Source organism: Massilia consociata (assembly GCF_042432755.1).
Lineage (GTDB): Bacteria > Pseudomonadota > Gammaproteobacteria > Burkholderiales > Burkholderiaceae_D > Telluria > Telluria consociata.
This window is the reverse complement of record NZ_JBHLWP010000012.1, coordinates 27,008-43,712: the sequence shown is the minus strand read 5'-3', so window position 1 is coordinate 43,712 and position 16,705 is coordinate 27,008. Positions and strand designations below refer to the sequence as shown.

General features: G+C 67.0%; 17 protein-coding genes. 6 read left to right on the top strand and 11 right to left on the bottom strand.

Features of this window, described 5'->3' with window-relative positions:
* The first annotated feature begins 97 nt into the window (after positions 1-97).
* Entirely contained in the window at positions 98-667 is a 570-nt protein-coding gene (locus ACFFJK_RS13290) for a DUF4124 domain-containing protein (RefSeq protein WP_379679724.1), read from the top strand.
* Here ACFFJK_RS13290 and ACFFJK_RS13285 read toward each other — a convergent pair.
* The 3 genes from ACFFJK_RS13285 to ACFFJK_RS13275 are packed head-to-tail and all read right to left on the bottom strand — an operon-like array spanning position 664 to position 2,631.
* Positions 664-1,821 carry a GGDEF domain-containing protein gene (locus ACFFJK_RS13285; RefSeq protein ID WP_379679723.1) on the bottom strand — a complete coding sequence of 386 codons (1,158 nt, stop codon included), beginning with the start codon at positions 1,819-1,821 and terminating at the stop codon, positions 664-666. The two genes, ACFFJK_RS13290 and ACFFJK_RS13285, sit on opposite strands and share 4 nt — an antisense overlap.
* 35 nt (positions 1,822-1,856) lie before the next feature.
* The gene (locus ACFFJK_RS13280; RefSeq protein WP_379679722.1) at positions 1,857-2,207 is read right to left on the bottom strand and encodes an RnfH family protein; all 351 of its coding nucleotides are present in this window, start codon (positions 2,205-2,207) and stop codon (positions 1,857-1,859) included.
* On the bottom strand, positions 2,200-2,631 hold the full coding sequence (locus tag ACFFJK_RS13275) for a type II toxin-antitoxin system RatA family toxin (RefSeq protein ID WP_379679721.1): 432 nt from the start codon (positions 2,629-2,631) through the stop codon (positions 2,200-2,202). Before ACFFJK_RS13275 ends, ACFFJK_RS13280 begins: the two co-directional genes overlap by 8 nt.
* Positions 2,632-2,737: 106 nt before the next feature.
* On the opposite strand from ACFFJK_RS13275, the gene smpB reads away from it, so the two are divergent.
* Entirely contained in the window at positions 2,738-3,187 is a 450-nt protein-coding gene (gene smpB / locus ACFFJK_RS13270) for an SsrA-binding protein SmpB (RefSeq protein ID WP_379679720.1), read from the top strand.
* A gap of 209 nt (positions 3,188-3,396) precedes the next feature.
* Here the strand turns inward: smpB and ACFFJK_RS13265 are convergent, their stop codons facing one another.
* Both ACFFJK_RS13265 and lepB read right to left on the bottom strand, forming a co-directional pair.
* On the bottom strand, positions 3,397-4,575 hold the full coding sequence (locus ACFFJK_RS13265; protein ID WP_379679719.1) for a multidrug effflux MFS transporter: 1,179 nt from the start codon (positions 4,573-4,575) through the stop codon (positions 3,397-3,399).
* A 134-nt stretch (positions 4,576-4,709) separates the two neighbouring features.
* Complete coding sequence (gene lepB, locus ACFFJK_RS13260) at positions 4,710-5,375, bottom strand: signal peptidase I (protein WP_379679718.1); 666 nt, start codon at positions 5,373-5,375, stop codon at positions 4,710-4,712.
* Positions 5,376-5,561: 186 nt separating this feature from the next.
* Between lepB and ppk1 the strand changes: the two genes are divergently transcribed.
* Both ppk1 and ACFFJK_RS13250 read left to right on the top strand, forming a co-directional pair.
* A complete protein-coding gene (gene ppk1, locus ACFFJK_RS13255) occupies positions 5,562-7,712 on the top strand; it encodes a polyphosphate kinase 1 (RefSeq protein WP_379679717.1) in 2,151 nt (716 codons plus the stop codon).
* On the top strand, positions 7,684-8,151 hold the full coding sequence (locus tag ACFFJK_RS13250; protein WP_379679716.1) for a SixA phosphatase family protein: 468 nt from the start codon (positions 7,684-7,686) through the stop codon (positions 8,149-8,151). Before ppk1 ends, ACFFJK_RS13250 begins: the two co-directional genes overlap by 29 nt.
* A gap of 7 nt (positions 8,152-8,158) precedes the next feature.
* Here the strand turns inward: ACFFJK_RS13250 and ACFFJK_RS13245 are convergent, their stop codons facing one another.
* The 3 genes from ACFFJK_RS13245 to ACFFJK_RS13235 form a co-directional block, all read right to left on the bottom strand.
* Positions 8,159-9,622: a Ppx/GppA phosphatase family protein gene (locus ACFFJK_RS13245; protein WP_379679715.1), complete on the bottom strand. Its 1,464-nt coding sequence runs from the start codon at positions 9,620-9,622 to the stop codon at positions 8,159-8,161.
* Positions 9,623-9,710: 88 nt separating this feature from the next.
* A complete protein-coding gene (locus tag ACFFJK_RS13240; protein ID WP_379679714.1) occupies positions 9,711-9,884 on the bottom strand; it encodes a hypothetical protein in 174 nt (57 codons plus the stop codon).
* Positions 9,881-11,071, bottom strand: coding sequence for a PepSY-associated TM helix domain-containing protein (locus ACFFJK_RS13235; RefSeq protein ID WP_379679712.1), 1,191 nt, complete (start codon positions 11,069-11,071; stop codon positions 9,881-9,883). The genes ACFFJK_RS13240 and ACFFJK_RS13235 overlap by 4 nt, the downstream gene beginning before the upstream one ends.
* Before the next feature lie 133 nt (positions 11,072-11,204).
* Between ACFFJK_RS13235 and ACFFJK_RS13230 the strand changes: the two genes are divergently transcribed.
* Positions 11,205-13,439, top strand: a complete 2,235-nt coding sequence (locus ACFFJK_RS13230) for a TonB-dependent receptor (RefSeq protein ID WP_379679711.1) — start codon at positions 11,205-11,207, stop codon at positions 13,437-13,439.
* A 210-nt stretch (positions 13,440-13,649) separates the two neighbouring features.
* Complete coding sequence (locus tag ACFFJK_RS13225) at positions 13,650-14,369, top strand: MarC family protein (protein WP_379679710.1); 720 nt, start codon at positions 13,650-13,652, stop codon at positions 14,367-14,369.
* Positions 14,370-14,411: 42 nt separating this feature from the next.
* On the opposite strand, the gene ACFFJK_RS13220 is transcribed toward ACFFJK_RS13225, so the two are convergent.
* From ACFFJK_RS13220 to ACFFJK_RS13210, 3 genes are read right to left on the bottom strand one after another with little or no spacing between them, the layout of a single operon-like run.
* On the bottom strand, positions 14,412-15,236 hold the full coding sequence (locus ACFFJK_RS13220) for an SDR family oxidoreductase (RefSeq protein ID WP_379679754.1): 825 nt from the start codon (positions 15,234-15,236) through the stop codon (positions 14,412-14,414).
* Between the two features lie 29 nt (positions 15,237-15,265).
* Positions 15,266-16,186 (bottom strand): SPFH domain-containing protein, encoded by a 921-nt coding sequence (locus ACFFJK_RS13215; RefSeq protein ID WP_379679709.1) that lies wholly within the window; start codon positions 16,184-16,186, stop codon positions 15,266-15,268.
* A gap of 54 nt (positions 16,187-16,240) precedes the next feature.
* Positions 16,241-16,663, bottom strand: a complete 423-nt coding sequence (locus tag ACFFJK_RS13210; RefSeq protein WP_379679708.1) for an NfeD family protein — start codon at positions 16,661-16,663, stop codon at positions 16,241-16,243.
* Positions 16,664-16,705 lie beyond the last annotated feature (42 nt).

Sequence of the window (16,705 nt, the reverse complement as noted above, 5' to 3'; positions counted from 1 at the left end):
GCTACGGCTGTCGCAGCCCTGCCCAAAAAACCCTGTCCCATGATTGACAGCCATGACGAAGCATGGCGAAATCGAGTAGTTACCTAAAGGAATTTTTATGCTGCGTTTCACCCCGATCCCGCGCCCTGCGTTGCTCCGCATGGCTGGCGCGACCGCCCTGCTCCTGGCCGCCAACCTGGCGCATGCCCAGTATTCGTGGATCGGCGAGAACGGCGTACGCCAGTTCTCGGACCGCCCGCCGCCGCCCGGCACGCCGCCCCACAAGATCCTCAAGGCGCCCGGCCGCGCCGCGCAGGCGCCACTGGCCGCGCCTGTGTCCACGGCTGTTTCCGAAGCCGGCCCGGCCGCTACCCAGGCCGGCACCGCGCCGGCAGCGCCGCCGGATGCAGGCGGGCGCAAGGGTCCGCCCACCCTGGCGGAGCGGGAAGCCGCCTACCGCGAGCGGGTGAAGCAGCGTGCCGAACAGGACAGGAAGGAAGGCCTCGAAGCGCAGCGCCGCCGCGACCTGGCCGAGCGCTGCGAACTGGCGCGCCAGGCCAAGGCCCAGGCCGAATCGGGCATCCGCGTGGCGCGCATGAACGCCGACGGCGAGCGCGTGTTCCTGACGGACGAAGAAAGGGCCGCGGATGCGGCCCGTGCCGGCAGGGCGCTGGCGGACTGCCGCTAGGTGTAGCCCAGCCCTGTTCCTTCCGCGCACACCACCATGTTGCGCCCGCCCGCCTTGGCGGCGTAGAGCGCCGCGTCCGCCCGCGCCATCAGGCTGGCGAAGGTGTCGCCCTCCTCCAGCATCGCCAGTCCGATGCTGACGGTATAGGTCACGCCGTGGCCGGACGGCGTCGCCGCTGCCGAGCGGTCGAGTGCGGCGCGCAGGCGCTCCGCGACCGCGCGGGCCGCCTCCAGGCCCGCGTCGGGCAACAGCACCGCGAACTCTTCGCCGCCGAGACGGGCGAAATGGTCGATCTTGCGGATGGCTTCCCGGGTCCGCTCGGCCAGGTCGCGCAGCACCTGGTCGCCGACGCCGTGCCCATAGGTGTCGTTGATGCGCTTGAAATGGTCCGCGTCCACCAGCAGGAGACCGAGGCCGCCCGCATGCCGCTGCGCCCGCGCGAGCTCGCGCTCGGCAATGGCGAAGAACGCGCGGCGCGACGGTGCGCCGGTCAGGTGGTCGTGGTCGGCGGCGTAGGCGGTCTCGGAGATCACGCGGGCGTTGGCCATCATCACCGCGCCCAGGGTCAGGGCCGGCAGCGCCAGCGTGCCGATCGCCAGGAACACCAGGTTGGCCGTGCTCGGCTCGAGCAGCGACACCGGCGCATACGCCTCGACCGCATGGAAGGCCCCGCGCACGGCATGCCCGATGCCGAGCACCAAGGCCGCGCTGCGGGTGAAGGCGAAGGGATAGCGCAGCCGCCCGTCGACCCGGCCCCGCAGGGTGGCGAAAATGGCGAAGTACACGGCGGCGTGGTAGCACGACACCGACACGACCCGCATGGCCAGCGACTCGGCCAGATGGTGGAACACGACCACCCCGGCCAGGGCGGCGAGCGCGCCGCCCAGCAGCAGGCCGCGCGGCACCGGCAGGCCCAGGTGGCGCCGGAACCCGGCATACATCAGGGCGATCGTGCCGAGGTACAGCGCATTCGCCACCTCGATGCTCAGCAGGTCGGGCAACACACCCCGGGAAGCGAACAGCAGCAGCGCAATGATGGCCAGCGCGTTGGCCTGTCCCCACTCGCGGATGCCCGCGACCTTGCTGCCGGCCAAGGACGACAGGACCAGCAGCATGACCACCGACAGTGCGGTGGTCACCAACAACAAACTCAACGCACTCAGCATGTACGAAGCAAAGGCACGGCGGCTCAAGCCGCGGGCGGACGGGCACCGCCGGACGACGGCGCGCCGTCAGCCTTCTTCGCCGCGCGCTTGCGGCGCGATTCCTTCGGGTCGGCAATCAAGGGCCGGTAGATTTCGATGCGGTCGCGCTCGCGCAGCACCGTGTCGAGGGTTTTCTTCTTGGCGTAGATGCCGACCGGTTGCGTCGCCAGGTTGATGTCCGGGTAGGCTTCGAGCACGCCGCTCATCTCGATGGCCTGGCCGATCGTCGTGCCGGGCGCGACCTTCATCGGACGCAGGAATTCGTCGCGTGCGGTGGCGTAGCAGACGTAGACCTGCAACTGCGCTTGCAACTGCGCTTGCAGCATCTCATCCATAGATCGCCTCTGCGCGCTTGCAGAACGAGTCCACCATGCTGTTGGCGATCATGCCGAACACCGGCCCGATGATCTGCTCCAGGATGATGCTCGAAAACTCGTAGTGCAAATCGAAGTCGATCTTGCAGGCATCGGCACGCAAGGCCTTGAAGTTCCACGTTCCTTCCAGCATCTTGAACGGGCCGTCGACGAGGTGCATCTTCATCTGCGTCGGCCGGTTGTTGTGGTTCGACGTGGTAAAACTCTGCTTGACGCCGTGAAAATTGATCTGCAGGCTGGCCACCAGCTTGTCTTCGCTGCGTTCGATCACTTTCACGCCCCCGCACCAGGGAAGGAATTTCGGATAATCTTCGACCTTTGCGACGAGATCGAACATCTGCTCCGTGCTATAGCCCAGAAAAACTGATTTGTGCACTACTGCCATTGGTCAACCGTTTGTTATGATGTTGGACGAGTTGCATTTTGCGCCATGTGTTGTATATCTGGCGCCACAGCAGTAGTTTAACCGAGACGCGGATTTTCGCTATTTCATGAGTATCGTTGACAATAAAAAAGCTTTTTTTGACTACTTCATCGAGGACCGCTACGAAGCCGGTATCGTGCTCGAAGGCTGGGAAGTCAAGGCCATCCGCGCAGGCAAGGTGCAGATCAAGGAAGCCTACGTGGTCGTGCGCAACGGCGAACTGTTCCTGTTCGGCGCCCACATCAGCGCGCTGAACACCGCCTCCGCCTTCAGCCACCCCGAAGCCCTGCGCACCCGCAAGCTGCTGCTGCACCGCGCCGAACTGGACAAGCTGGTCGGCAAGGTCGAGCGTTCCGGCTACACGCTGGTGCCGCTGAACCTGCACTTCAAGGGCGGGCGCGTCAAATGCGAGATCGGGCTGGCCAAGGGCAAGAAGCAGCACGACAAGCGCGCCACCGAGAAGGACCGCGACGCCAAGCGCGAAGTGGCCTCGGCGATGAAGCAGCACCGCCGCTGATCGCCGCAGGCAGGAAGCGGTCCTTTCCTGCATCGCTCCGCCGCCCTTCTGCGCTAAGGGTGTCCGATTGCATATTTGCTCGGGACGGCAGTCTTCGTAGGGTGGACGGCTTGCCGTCCGCGCGTTCAAGCAACCCATGCCCTATCCCTGCGCCTTCGTCAGTTGAACGCGCGGTCGGCGTAGCCGACCACCCTACGAGAACACATACCCTAGTCCGGCCTGGCGAAGCGCAGGCTCAGGCGCCACATCAGGAAACTGAGCACCGCGCCGATCGCCGCGCCGCAGGCGAGCTTGAACGCGCTGCCGAACAGCAGCGGTGCCACCAGCCCCGACACCAGCGCGAAGGACATCATCTGGATGAAGCCGACCATCGAGGCCGCCAGGCCGCGATTGTGCGGGAACAGCCCCATTGCCGACAGCTGGATGCCGGGCATGGCCACGGCCAGGCCGAAGGTGAAGACCGCCAGCGGCAACACCGCCCACGGGATGCTGGCCGGGAACAGCGCGTTGTAGCCGACGTTCAGGATCGATGCCACGCCCATCACCGCATAGCCGATCCACAGCAGGCGTGCCGGCGGCACCCTGGTGGCGCGCTTGCCGCCCCAGGCCGACCCGAGCACCATGCCGCCGATCAGCGGGATGAACATCCAGGCGAACGCGGTTTCGGGCAGGCCCAGGATCTCCATGACGAAGTTCGCGGCCGAGCCGATATACAGCGACAGCCCGCCGAACACCAGGCCCAGGGCCAGCGCCAGCATCACGAACTGCGGGTGGCGCAGCACCATCAGGTAGTTGCGGCCGATCGTCGCCGGGTGGAAGGCCTGGCGCTTCTCGCGCGGCAGGCTCTCCGGCAACATGCGCGTCACCAGCAGGATCATGGCGGCGCCGAAGATGGCCAGGAACACGAAGTTCGAGCGCCAGCCGAAGGCCACGTGCAGCCAGCCGCCCAGCACCGGCGCGATGGCCGGCGCCAGCCCGAATACCATCATGATGTGCGACATCATCTTCTGCGCCTGGGCGCCGGAGAAGCGGTCCTGCACGATGGCCTGGCCGATCACCGAGCCGGCGCCCGCCGACAGGCCCTGCAGCGCGCGGAACACCAGCAGCCAGCCGAAGGTCGGCGCCAGCGCCGCGCCGATCGAGGAAAGCGTGTACAGCGACAAGGCGGCCAGGATCACCGGGCGCCGGCCGAAGGAATCGGACAGCGTGCCGTAGAACAGCATCATGAAGGCGAAGGTGAACAGGAACACGCTCAGCGTCTGCTGCACGGCCACCGCCCCCACCCCGAACTCGGCGCCGATGGCGGGCATCGACGGCAGGTAGGTGTCGATCGCGAGTGCCCCGATCATGCCGAGGCAGGCGAGGATGACGGTGAGGAGTCGTTGCATGGAAGTGCCTTCTGAATCTGGAAAGATCCGGCACTTGACGGCGACGCGTCGGGGCAAGCGTCCGGAGGGGACGCGATTGTACTGGATTTCAGCAGAACAATTTTGGCAGCCCTTCAAAAGACGGATGTCGCTGCCTAGCGCAGCGACATCCCGAAACGCTCGGGGCGCGGCATCCAGTTGCCCTGGTAATCGGCCGAGACCAGGATGCGCTCGGCGCGGCCGATCAGGAGCTTGCGGGGCACGAAGCCGATGACGCGGGAGTCGGCGCTGTTGTCGCGGTTATCGCCCAGCATGAGAAAGGCGTCCGGCGGCACGGTGACCGGCCCGAAGTCGCGCGCGACCAGCCGCTGCGGCAGCCGCTGGATGCGGTGCCGCCGGCCATCCACGGTTTCCTGCATGCGCAGCGCGTCCAGCTTACCTTCCGGCATCGCCTCCTGCACCACCTCGTCCAGCGCATACTGCGACGCGACGCCGTCGATCACGAGGCGCCCGTCGCGCATCTCGACCCGGTCGCCCGGCAGCGCCAGCACGCGCTTGATCAGGCGGGTGCCGTCGTGCGGCGAACTGAAGATGACCACCTCGCCGCGCCGGGGTTCGCCGGTGCGCGCCACCACGATGTCGGTCAGCGGCACCTTGAGGTGATAGGCCAGGCGGTTGAAGAACACCACGTCCCCTTCCAGCAGGTTGGGCCGCATCGAACTCGACGGGATCGGGCTCCAGTCCGCCACGGCGGTGCGGAAGACGCCGAACAACAGAATGAACATCAGGAAACCCTTGTTGGCACGCACGAACGCTTTCATCTGGCGATCCTCCTCTTGTTATGATGAGAACGTTATACGGACGATTCCTTTAGCGATGCTTAAAAACGATGCTATTTAGTCAATCTGCATAATATCGAACAAGAGGCACCCTCGGGATTGTCGATGTAACATCGTTGTCATATTCGCCCACTACACTGCCTGCGCCGACACTACGACGCAGAACCAATGGATATGAAACACAAGGCCCTGGAAACCGAGGCCAGAAGCATTCCGGAAGGCGGCGCGTTCCTGAACCGGGAACTGTCGCTGCTCGAATTCAACCGGCGCGTGCTGGCCCAGGCGGAAGACCCGTCGATACCGCTGCTGGAGCGGCTGCGCTTCCTGACGATCGTCTCGGGCAACCTCGACGAGTTCTTCGAGGTGCGGGTGGCCAGCCTGCTGGCCCAGCACCAGATGGAGGCCGGCCACAACGGCATCCCGCATGCGCTGGCGACCACGCTGGAGCGTGCATCCGCCGAATGCCGCGTCCTGATCGAACGCCAGTACCGGCTGTTCAACGAGGAGATCCTGCCGAGGCTGTCCGAGAACGGCATCCACATGCTGCGCCGGAGCGAGCGCAACGCCGCCCAGCGCGCGTGGGTCAAGCAGTTCTTCGACCACGAGGTGCGCCCCCTGCTCACGCCGATCGGACTGGACCCTGCCCACCCCTTCCCGCGGGTGATCAACAAGAGCCTGAACTTCATCGTCGAACTGGCCGGCAAGGACGCCTTCGGGCGCGGCACCGGGATCGCGATCATGAAGGCGCCGCGCGTGCTGCCGCGCGTGATCCGCCTGCCGGACGAGCTCTCCGACAAGAAGGGCCAGTCCTTCTGCCTGCTGTCCTCGGTGATCCAGGCCCACATGGCCGACCTGTTCACCGGCCGCGAAGTCGTCTCCTACTCCCAGTTCCGCGTCACCCGCAACAGCGACCTGTGGGTGGACGAGGAAGAAGTGAAGAACCTGCGCCAGGCGCTGCAGAGCGAACTCCACAGCCGCAACTACGGCTTCGCGGTGCGCCTCGAGGTAGGTCGCGGCTGCCCGCCGCACCTGTCGAACTTCCTGCTCAACCAGTTCGAGATCGACCGCAGCCGCCTGTTCGCGGTCGACGGCCCGGTCAACCTGGGCCGCCTGCTGGAGGTGGCCAACACCCAGGACAAATCCGAGCTCAAGTTCACGCCCTTCGTGCCGGGCTTCCCGCCCAAGCTCACCGGCCCCGACATCTTCGCCTCGCTGCGCAAGCAGGATGTCCTGCTGCACCATCCGTTCGAGTCCTTCCAGCCGGTGATCGAGTTCATCCAGACCGCCGCGAGCGACCCCTGCGTGGTGGCGATCAAGCAGACCATCTACCGCGCCGGCATGAACTCGGACCTGATGGAGGCGCTGATCGGCGCCGCGCAGCGCGGCAAGGAGGTGACCGTCATCGTCGAACTGATGGCGCGCTTCGACGAGGAAGCCAACATCAACTGGGCCGGGCGCCTGGAACAGGCCGGCGCCCAGGTGGTGTACGGCGTGGTGGGCCTGAAGACCCATGCCAAGATGGCGCTGGTGATCCGCCGCGAGGCGGGCGGCCTGCGCCGCTACGCCCACCTCGGCACCGGCAACTACAACTCGACCACCGCCAAGTTCTATACCGACATGGGCCTGCTGACGGCGAGCGAAGATGTCACGGCCGACGTCAACGAGGTGTTCATCCACCTGACCAGCCTGACCCGCCCGAAGCAGCTCACCAGCATCTGGCTGGCGCCGTTCTCGCTGCACAAGGAGATCGTGCGCGCCATCCGCGAAGAGGCCGCGATCGCGCGCCATGGCCGTCCGGCGCGCATCATCGCGAAGATGAATTCGCTCACCGACGAATCGGTCATCAAGGCCCTGTACGAGGCATCGGAGGCCGGCGTGCGCATCGAGCTGATCATCCGGGGCGCCTGCGCCCTGCGCCCCGGGGTCAAGGGCATGAGCGAGAACATCCGGGTGCGCTCGATCGTCGGCCGCTTCCTGGAACACACCCGCATCTTCTACTTCCGCAACGACCTGAAGCACGACATCTACCTGTCGAGCGCGGACTGGATGAACCGCAACCTGTTCCGGCGCGTGGAGGTGGCCTTCCCGGTGCGCTCGCCTGCGCTCAAGCGCCGCGTCCTGCGCGAGGGCCTGCACCCCTACCTGAAGGACAACGTCAATGCCTGGGACCTGGGCAGCGACGGCCACTACAAGCGGCGCAAGCCGCGCAACGGCCAGAAGGCCGTCAGCGCCCAGCAGATGCTGATGGAAATGCTCGGAGCGAACAGCCTGCCTACCAAGGAGAACGAACATGGACCTGATCCTGTGGCGCCACGCTGAGGCGGAAACGCCGGAACCGGGCGCGCCCGACCTGACCCGCGCGCTCACCGCCAAGGGCAAACGCCATGCCGGCCGCGTCGGCGCCTGGCTGCACCGCCAGCTGCCGGACGACGTGCGGGTGCTGTCCAGTCCAGCCACCCGCTGCGTGCAGACGGTGGAGGCCCTGGGCCGCAACTACAAGCGCCTGGACGCCCTGGGTACCGACTCGAGCGCGGAAGCCATCCTGGACGCCTGCGGCTGGCCGGAACACCGCCAGCCGGCCCTGATCGTGGGACACCAGCCGCTGCTGGGCCAGGTGGTGTCATTGGTGCTGTGCGGCGGCAAGCAGGACTGGCGCATCCGCAAGGCGGGGGTGTTCTGGATCAGCACCAAGGGCAGTGAGGGCCTGCCCTATCTGAAACTGGTGGTGGGGCCGGATTTCATCGGGCAGCTGCGCTAGGCCTGCGTCACACCACCCGCACCTGGCACGGTATCCCGACCTCTCCCCAGGCCCCCTCTTCCTTCTCCAGCCACGGCGCCAGCGTCGGATGCCGGTCCAGCAGCATGCGCGGCAGGTCGATGTCGATGCGCGCCGCGTCGATGCGGGCCTTCATGCGCAGCTTCAGCCCGGCCAGGTCGTCGTCGGCGCGCGCGTGCATGAAGACCACCGCCATGCGCAGGGCCAGCACGGCCTTGGCCAGGTCGGCGTCGCCCAGCGCATCGCGGATCTTGCGCAGGTTGCCCTTCTGCCCCAGCACCATGACGCTCATGCGGCGCTGTTCGCGCGTCGTGAACCCCGGCAGGTCGGCATGCTCGACGATGTAGGCGCCGTGCTTGTGCGCGCCGGTCATCGACACGGCCAGCCCGACTTCGTGCAGCATGGCGCTCCAGCACAGGTAATGGTGCGAGTCCGAGGGCTCCAGCTTCTCGTACAGGGTCGAGGCGATGCGCGAGGTGCGCAGCGCGCGCTGGCTGTCCACGCCGAAGCGGCGCATGCAGGCGCGAATGGCCGCGTCGCGCCGGTCGCGGCGGTTGGCGCGCAGCTCGAGGTCGGACAGCACGCCCAGGCGCAGGCCGGCGTTGATCGCCGTGAGCCGCTCGATGCCGAGCTCCTGCATCACGCCGATCAGGACCGTCAGGCCGCCCACCATCACCGGCACCCGCTCCTTCTTCACGCCCGGCATGCTGAAGGCATCGACGTGGCCCAGTTCGAGCAGGATGTCGCGCAGCGCGTGCAGGCTGGCCTGCGACATGGTGCCGTCGCCGATGGCGTTCTTCGACAGCACTTCATTGATTGCGCGCATCGTGCCGGACGAGCCGTAGGCCGCGTCCCAGCCCTGTGCCTTGTACAGGCCGGCCGCATCCTCGAAGCGGGCGCGCGCCTCGGTCACGGCCGCATCGAAGAGGGCGGCGGTGATGCGGCCGTCGCCGAAGAAGGCGGCTGTCTGCGGCTGCGTGCCGATGCCGAAGGATTCGACCAGGTTGATCTCCGGCCCGATCGCGGCGATGACTTCGGTGGAGCCGCCGCCGATGTCCACCACCAGGCGCCGCTCGTCGGGCTTGTCGATGGCGCGCGCCACGCCCATGTAGATCAGGCGCCCCTCTTCCTCGCCGGAGATGACCTCGACCGGATGGCCGATCGCTGCCTCCAGCTGGGGCAGCAGCTGCTCGGCATTGCGCGCCACGCGCAGGGTGTTGGTGGCCACCACGCGCACCGCGTCGAGCGTGTATTCGTCGAGGATGGCGCGGAAGTCCTGCAGGCAGCGTACCGCGCTGCGCATGGCAGCCTCGGACAGCATGTTGTCCTTGTCCAGGCCCGCGGCCAGCCGGATCGGATCGCGCGCGGTACGCACGATGTGCATGCGCCCGCCCGCCGGTTCGCCGATGTGCAATCGGAAGCTGTTGGAACCGAGGTCCACTGCTGCAAACATACGCGCCTCTAGCTGTTGAATTCGTTGCCGAAGTATACAGGTTCGGGGCGCGCTCGGTAGGACTGATTCGTGGGCCGATTCGGTGCGCTCAGCGCTTGCGGCGCAGGCTGTACCAGATGCCGACGGCGACCGGGGCGCCCAGCGTCACCGCCGAGACCAGGTCCCAGGCGCCGTCGCCCAGCAGGGCGGCGACCAGGCCGATGAGCGTGAGCACGGCGAGCAGCACCGGCATGGCCCAGATCCGGGCGGTGGAGCGGATCATGACGCCTCCGTCGAACGGACCAGTGCCGGCGCTTGCGCCTCCTGCGGCGGTGCTTGCGTGCCGGCCTTGAACGCCCTGGCGCTGCGCGCACGCCTGATCCACAGGTACAGGCCGCTGCCGAGGATGACGATGGTGCCGATGTCGAGCAGCGCCCACAGCAGCTTCATGGGCTGGCCGCCGTAGTCGCCGAAGTGCAGCGGCTGCGACAGCAGCAGCGCGGTCAGGTACCAGGGCAGTTCGCGGCGGTCGGTGATCTCGCCAGTGGCGGCGTCGATCAGCACCGGCTTGTACAGGCGCGAGCTGAAGGCCTCGTCGCCGCGCATGTACACGCCGTAATGGTGGGAACTGGTGAACGGGGTGCCCGGGAAGGCGACGAAGGCGACCTTCATGCCCGGCTCGGCCGCTTCGGCGCGCAGGATCGCGTCGTGGATCGACGCCATGTTGTCGATCTTCGGCTCGCCGCGTCCCTGGTACGGCTTGAGCATCTCGGCGATCTCGGTGTTCTGCCAGTACTTGAGCAGCAGGTCGGCCCAGGTATTGACCATGCCGGTCGCGCCCACCACCAACACCCACACCAGGGTGACGATGCCCAGCAGGTTATGCAGGTCGAGCCACTTCAGCAGGCTGCTCTTGTCGCGCCGTACGGTTCCGAAATCGAGCTTGCGCATGAACGGGGCGTACAGCACCACGCCGCTCACGACGGCGACGATCAGGAGCAGGCCCATGAAGCCGAGGAACAGCTTGCCGTACAGGCCCGCGAACAGGTCGACGTGCAGGCGGAACATGGTGGACATGAAGGCCCCGCCTTCGAAGGCTGGCTCGGTGATCACCTTGGTGGTGCGGGCGTCGACCGCGATCGGCTTGTACTGTTCGTCGTTCGGATGGTCGCCCAGCGTGACGTTCCAGATCGCCGGCTCATCGATCTCCTGCGACATGTACATTGGAATCTTGTTCGGGTACAGCTCCCGGGCCGAGGCCAGCACCGCGTCGATGTTGCCGCGCGGCGGGTTGGCCTGCATTGCGGGCGGCAGGGCGGGCGCTTCCACGTCGGTGCCGAGCAGGTGGCCGATCTCGTGGTGGTAGATGAGCGGCAGGCCGGTCAGGCACAGCAGCAGCATGAAGACGGTACAGACCAGGCTGCTCCACTTGTGGATCCAGCCCCAGCGGCGCAGCTTGGTGGGCGACATGAGTGGGTGAAAGCTTGTTGGGTTAGCGTATGCTCAGGTTAGGTCCGGAGAATAATAATCGTTCTCATTTACAGAAGCAACCCAAACCGGATAGAATGATAATTATTCTCATTAAGAAAAACAGGTTCCGCCGATGAAATCGTCCGCCACCGCTCCTTCAGTCCGCGCATCTGCCCGCGCATCCAGCCGTACTTCCGCCCTTGCCTCCCGCCTGGCCCTGAGCCCGATCGCCATCGCCGCCTCCCTGCTCGCCGGCGCCGCCCATGCCCAGGAATCCGCCAACGTCGAACCGGTCGCCACCGTCGTGGTCAGTGCCTCGGCCGACGCCTCGGCGCAGGGCCTGCCGTCCGCCTACGCCGGCGGCCAGGTCGCGCGCGGCGGCCGCATGGGCCTGCTGGGCAACGTGGACATCATGGATACGCCCTTCAACACCATGAACTACACCCAGGCCCTGATCCAGGACCAGCAGGCGCGCAGTGTTGCGGACGTGGTACAGAACGACCCGTCGGTGCGGGTGGCGCGCGGTTTCGGCAACTACCAGGAGCTGTACGTGATCCGCGGCTTTGCCGTGAACTCCGACGACCTGGCCTACAACGGTTTGTACGGCATGCTGCCGCGCCAGTTCGTGGCCTCGGAACTGCTCGAGCGCGTGGAAGTGCTGCGCGGGGCCAACAGCTTCGTGAACGGCGCGGCGCCGGGCGGCGGCGGCATCGGCGGCGCCATCAACCTGCTGCCCAAGCGCGCGCCGAATGCACCCCTTACCCAGGTCACGGCCGGCGTCGAATCGGGCGGCCAGGGCTATCTCGCGACGGACATCGCCCGCCGCTTCGGACCGGAAAGCCGCCTGGGCGTGCGCGTCAACGCGGTACGCCGCGACGGCGACACCGCGGTGGACCGCGAAAGCCGTGAGCTGAGCCTGTACTCGGTGGGCGTGGACTACCGCGGCCGCGGCTACCGCGTGTCGGCCGACGTCGGCCACCAGGACCACCAGTTGCGCGGCGCGCGTCCGAGCGTGACCATGGGCGCCGGCCTGCCGGTCATCCAGGCTCCCGACAGCAGCAGCAACTACGCCCAGCCCTGGACCTTCTCGGGCGAGCGCGACACCTTCGGCACGCTGCGCGGCGAGCTCGACCTGCCCGGCGGCGCGGTGGCCTGGGCCGCGGTCGGCGTGCGCGAGGGCGATGAGTCGAACGTCATCTCCTCGCCGACCGTGACGGCCGTCGACGGCAGCGCCACCATGACCCGCTTCGACAACGTGCGCACGGACAAGGTCCGCACCGGCGAAGCCGGCGTGCGCGGCGAACTGCGCACCGGCCCGGTCAGCCACAAGCTGAGCGCCTCGGTCTCCGGCTTCCATTCGCAGTCGAAGAACGCCTACGGCATGAGCGACTTCGCCGGTTTCGCCTCGAACATCTACCGCCCCGTGGACGTGGCGGCGCCGTCGAGCGGCTTCTTCACCGGCGGGAACATGGCCGATCCGCTGCTGACCCACAAGGCGATCCTGTCGAGCGTTGCCGTGGCCGACACCCTCGGCTTCATGGACGACCGGCTGCTGGTGACCGTCGGCGCGCGCCACCAGAAGATCAAGGACTACGGCTACGATTACACGACCGGCGCGCCGAACGCCCGCTACGAGGAGAGCGAAGTCACGCCGGTGGCGGGCATCGTCTACAAACCCGTGAAGGGGGTGTCGGTCTACGCCAACTACAGCGAAGCGCTGCAGCAGGGCCCGGTGGCCTCGGGCATCGACATCGTGAACCAGGGCGAAGTGTTCGCCCCCTACGTCTCGCGCCAGAAGGAAGTCGGGGTCAAGGTCGACAGCGGCAAGCTGGGCTTCACGGCGGCGCTGTTCACGACCTCGCAGCCGAGCGGCTTCGTGGTGGAGCGGCGCTTTGGCGTGTTCGGCGAGCAGCGCAACCGCGGCCTGGAACTGACCGCGTTCGGCATGCCCGCGCCGGGCCTGCGCGTGCTGGGCGGGCTCACCCTGCTCGAGGCCGAGCAGCGCAGGAACGCCGGCGGCGTCAACGAGGGCAAGGACGCGATCGGCGTGCCGGGCACCCAGCTGAACCTGGGCGCCGAATGGGACGTGCCGGGTGTACAGGGGCTGTCGCTCAACGCCCGTGCGCTGCACACGGCGAAGCAGTATGCGGATGCGGCCAATACCCAGCGCCTGCCCTCGTGGTCGCGCCTGGACATCGGCGCGAACTACACGGCCCGCTTCATGGACCGCGACGTGACGCTGCGCGCGCGCATCGACAACGTCACCGACCGGAACTACTGGGCATCGGCGGGCGGGTACCCGGGCTTCGGCTACCTGGTCCAGGGCGCGCCGCGGACGGTGGCGGTATCGGCGACGGTCGACTTCTAAACACGCATCGCGCGGACCGGCAACGCCGGTATCGGGAGCGGCGCCATGGTCTCCGGCCATGGCGCCGCCCGGCTTGTCAGCTGGTCCATCTGCACGGATCCAGCGGTGTGTTCGCTTTGCCGAGGCTCAGGTACAGTGTGCACCTCGCACTCGCGTCGACACCCACCGGCCGCAAGGCCCGGTAGCGCACAATGATCCAAATACATTGCCATGACATTTGAATTAATGGCTGCAGCGGCCAGGAGCTTTTTGTTCGTGCTGGTGGCGATGCTGCCCATCCTCAATCCCGCAGCGACGGCGCCGATCTTCCTGAGCATGACCGAGGGCGCCTCGGGCGGCACCCGCACCCTGCTGGCGCGCCGCATCGCGCGCAACATGTTCTGGCTGATGACGGGCTCGATGCTGATCGGCTCGTACGTCCTCGATTTCTTCGGCATCTCGCTGCCGATCGTGCGCGTCGGCGGCGGCCTGATCCTGGCCTCGGTGGCATGGCGCCTGCTCAGCGCAACACCGTCCACCCCGGACAGCCGCGCCGCCCTGGCCGAAGCGTTCACGCCGGACCACGCGCACCGGCAGGCGTTCTACCCGCTGACCTTCCCAATCAGTTGCGGTCCGGCCTCGATCTCCGTGGCCATCACGGTGGGCGTGGCCCTGCACGACGAGAAGCTCGTGATGTCGCTGGCGCGCATGGGCGGCGCGATGATGGCGCTGGCCATCATCGGCGTGCTGCTGTACCTGGCCTTTCGCTACGGGGAGCACTTCCTGCGCCTGATCGGCGATGCCGGCACGGCCGTCTTCCTGCGCCTGACCGCTTTCATCCTGCTGTGCCTCGGCGTGCAGATCGTCTGGGATGGCGTGCGCGAACTGCTGCTGGAGTTGTCCACCGTTCAGACCTACATGACGGCGGTCCAGGCCGGCATGCACGGCTGAGCGCCCGCGCAGCGCCTGCATGCGGCGGCGCTTGACCAGGCTTCATTGCGGCGGCCGCACATCCTGCTTCAATGCCGCCAGCGCCATCTTCTCCACCAGCCCCGGCGCCAGCAGCTTCATGAAGCGCCCGATCTTCCCTTTCGCCGTCATCACCACCTCGCGCCGGCGCGCATTCATTCCCTCGATGATCAGGCGCGCGCATTCCTCGACGCTCATCGCACCCTCTTCCTTCAGCGCGCTGGTCCCCATCGCCTCGCCTTGCGCATTGAAGCCGCGGTAGCGGATCCGTGTCGCCACCACGCCCGGATAGGCCGTCGTCACGCTCACGCCCGCACCTTTCAGTTCGGCCCGCAGCGCCTCGAAGAAACCGGTCAGCGCGAACTTGGTCGCGCTGTAGGCGGTCCGCCCCGGCACGCCGACCAGCCCGGCCAGCGAGGACACCGCGACGATGCTGCCTTTCGAATCCTTGAGGTGCGGCAGCGCCGCCTGCGTGCACCAGACCGCGCCCCACAGGTTCACGCGCATCAGCTCCTCATACCAGGACAGGTCCTCGACTTCCTCGAACAGCGCATGCGCCGAGCGGCCCGCGTTGTTGACCAGGACGTCGAGGCCGCCGAAGCGTTCGACGGCACTGATGACCAGCCGCCGGCACTGGATCTGGATCGAGACGTCGGTGGGCACAATCATCGTCTGCGCACCGAGGGTCGCGCATTCGGCGGCCACGGCCTCGAGCTGCGCCGCATTGCGCGCGGCCAGCACCAGGTTCACGCCGGGGCCGCCGTTGGCCGTGCCTTCCAGCGCCGCCAGCTGGCGCGCCATCTCGGCGCCGATGCCGTCGGACGCGCCGGTGATCACGATGGTGCGCACCACGCCTGCACCCGGCCTGCGTGCCCCGTTCATTTTTGCGACTTCACGATGTGCAGCGCGCTGGCGATGACACCACTCATGTCACCCATGTTGGCCGGGACGATCAGCGCGTTGTTGGTCTTGGCCAGGTTGCCGAAGGCGTCGACGTAATGCTCGGCCACGCGCAGGTTGACCGCGTCCATGCCGCCTGGCTCGCGGATCGCCGCGCCCACCTGACGCAGCGCCGCGGCGCTGGCCTCGGCCAGCGCGACGATGGCGCTCGCTTCGCCCTGGGCGCGGTTGATCGCGGCCTGGCGCTCGCCTTCCGAACGCAGGGTGGCCGCTTCGCGCTCGCCGCTGGCGATGTTGATCTGCTCCTGGCGCCTTCCTTCGGAGGCCGCAATCAATGCCCGTTTTTCGCGCTCGGCGGTGATCTGGCGCTGCATCGCGTGCAGGATCTCGGCCGGCGGCGTCAGGTCCTTGATCTCGTAGCGCAGCACCTTCACTCCCCAGTTGGCGGCCGATTCGTCGATCGCGTTGACGATGGTGGTGTTGATGTGGTCGCGCTCTTCGAAAGTCTTGTCGAGCTCCATCTTGCCGATCACCGAGCGCAGCGTGGTCTGGGCCAGCTGGGTGATGGCCTGGATGTAGTTGGACGAGCCGTAGGACGCGCGCATGGCGTCGGTCACCTGGAAGTACAGGATGCCGTCGACCTGCAGCTGGGTGTTGTCGCGCGTGATGCAGACCTGCGGCGGCACGTCGAGCGGGATTTCCTTGAGGCTGTGCTTGTAGGCGATGCGGTCGATGAAGGGGACCACGATGTTCAGGCCCGGGGCCAGCACGGCGTGGAACTTGCCGAGGCGCTCGACCACCCAGGCGTGCTGCTGCGGCACGACGTTGATGGTCTTGAAGATGAATACCAGGGCGATGATGAAGAACACCAAGGCGACCATACCAAACGAGAATTCCATGAGCATCCCTTATAGTTGACTAGTTATTTATATGCTGAGCTTATGAATCGGCGATCAGGCGTTGGCGACGATCAGGCGGTTCCCGAGAACCTCGACGATCCGGTAATCGCCTGCTTCCGGCAACGCTCCCGGGCCGAGCTCGACGTCCCACAGCGCGCCCCGGTACATCACGCGGGCACGGCCGTTCTCCCATGCGCCGACCTGGAGCCGCTGGCCGATGTCGAGGTTGACGTTGCTGTCGCGCGTGGCGCTCGAACGGGCCGGCCTGCCGAAACGGCTGCGGTGCAGGATGGCCGTGGCCACCAGGCCGACGACGGCCGCGCTCAAGGTCTGCACCGGCCCACTGGCGCCCGACCAGGCCGCAAATGCCCCGGCGCACAGCCCGATGGCGATCATCAGGAGGTAAAAGGTGCCGATGAACAGTTCGGCGATCACGACGATGCCGGCTGCAACCAGCCAGCCCATCCAGTCGGTCATGTTGTGTCTCCTTCTTCGGTTCGGTCAAGTAAAAAACCCCCG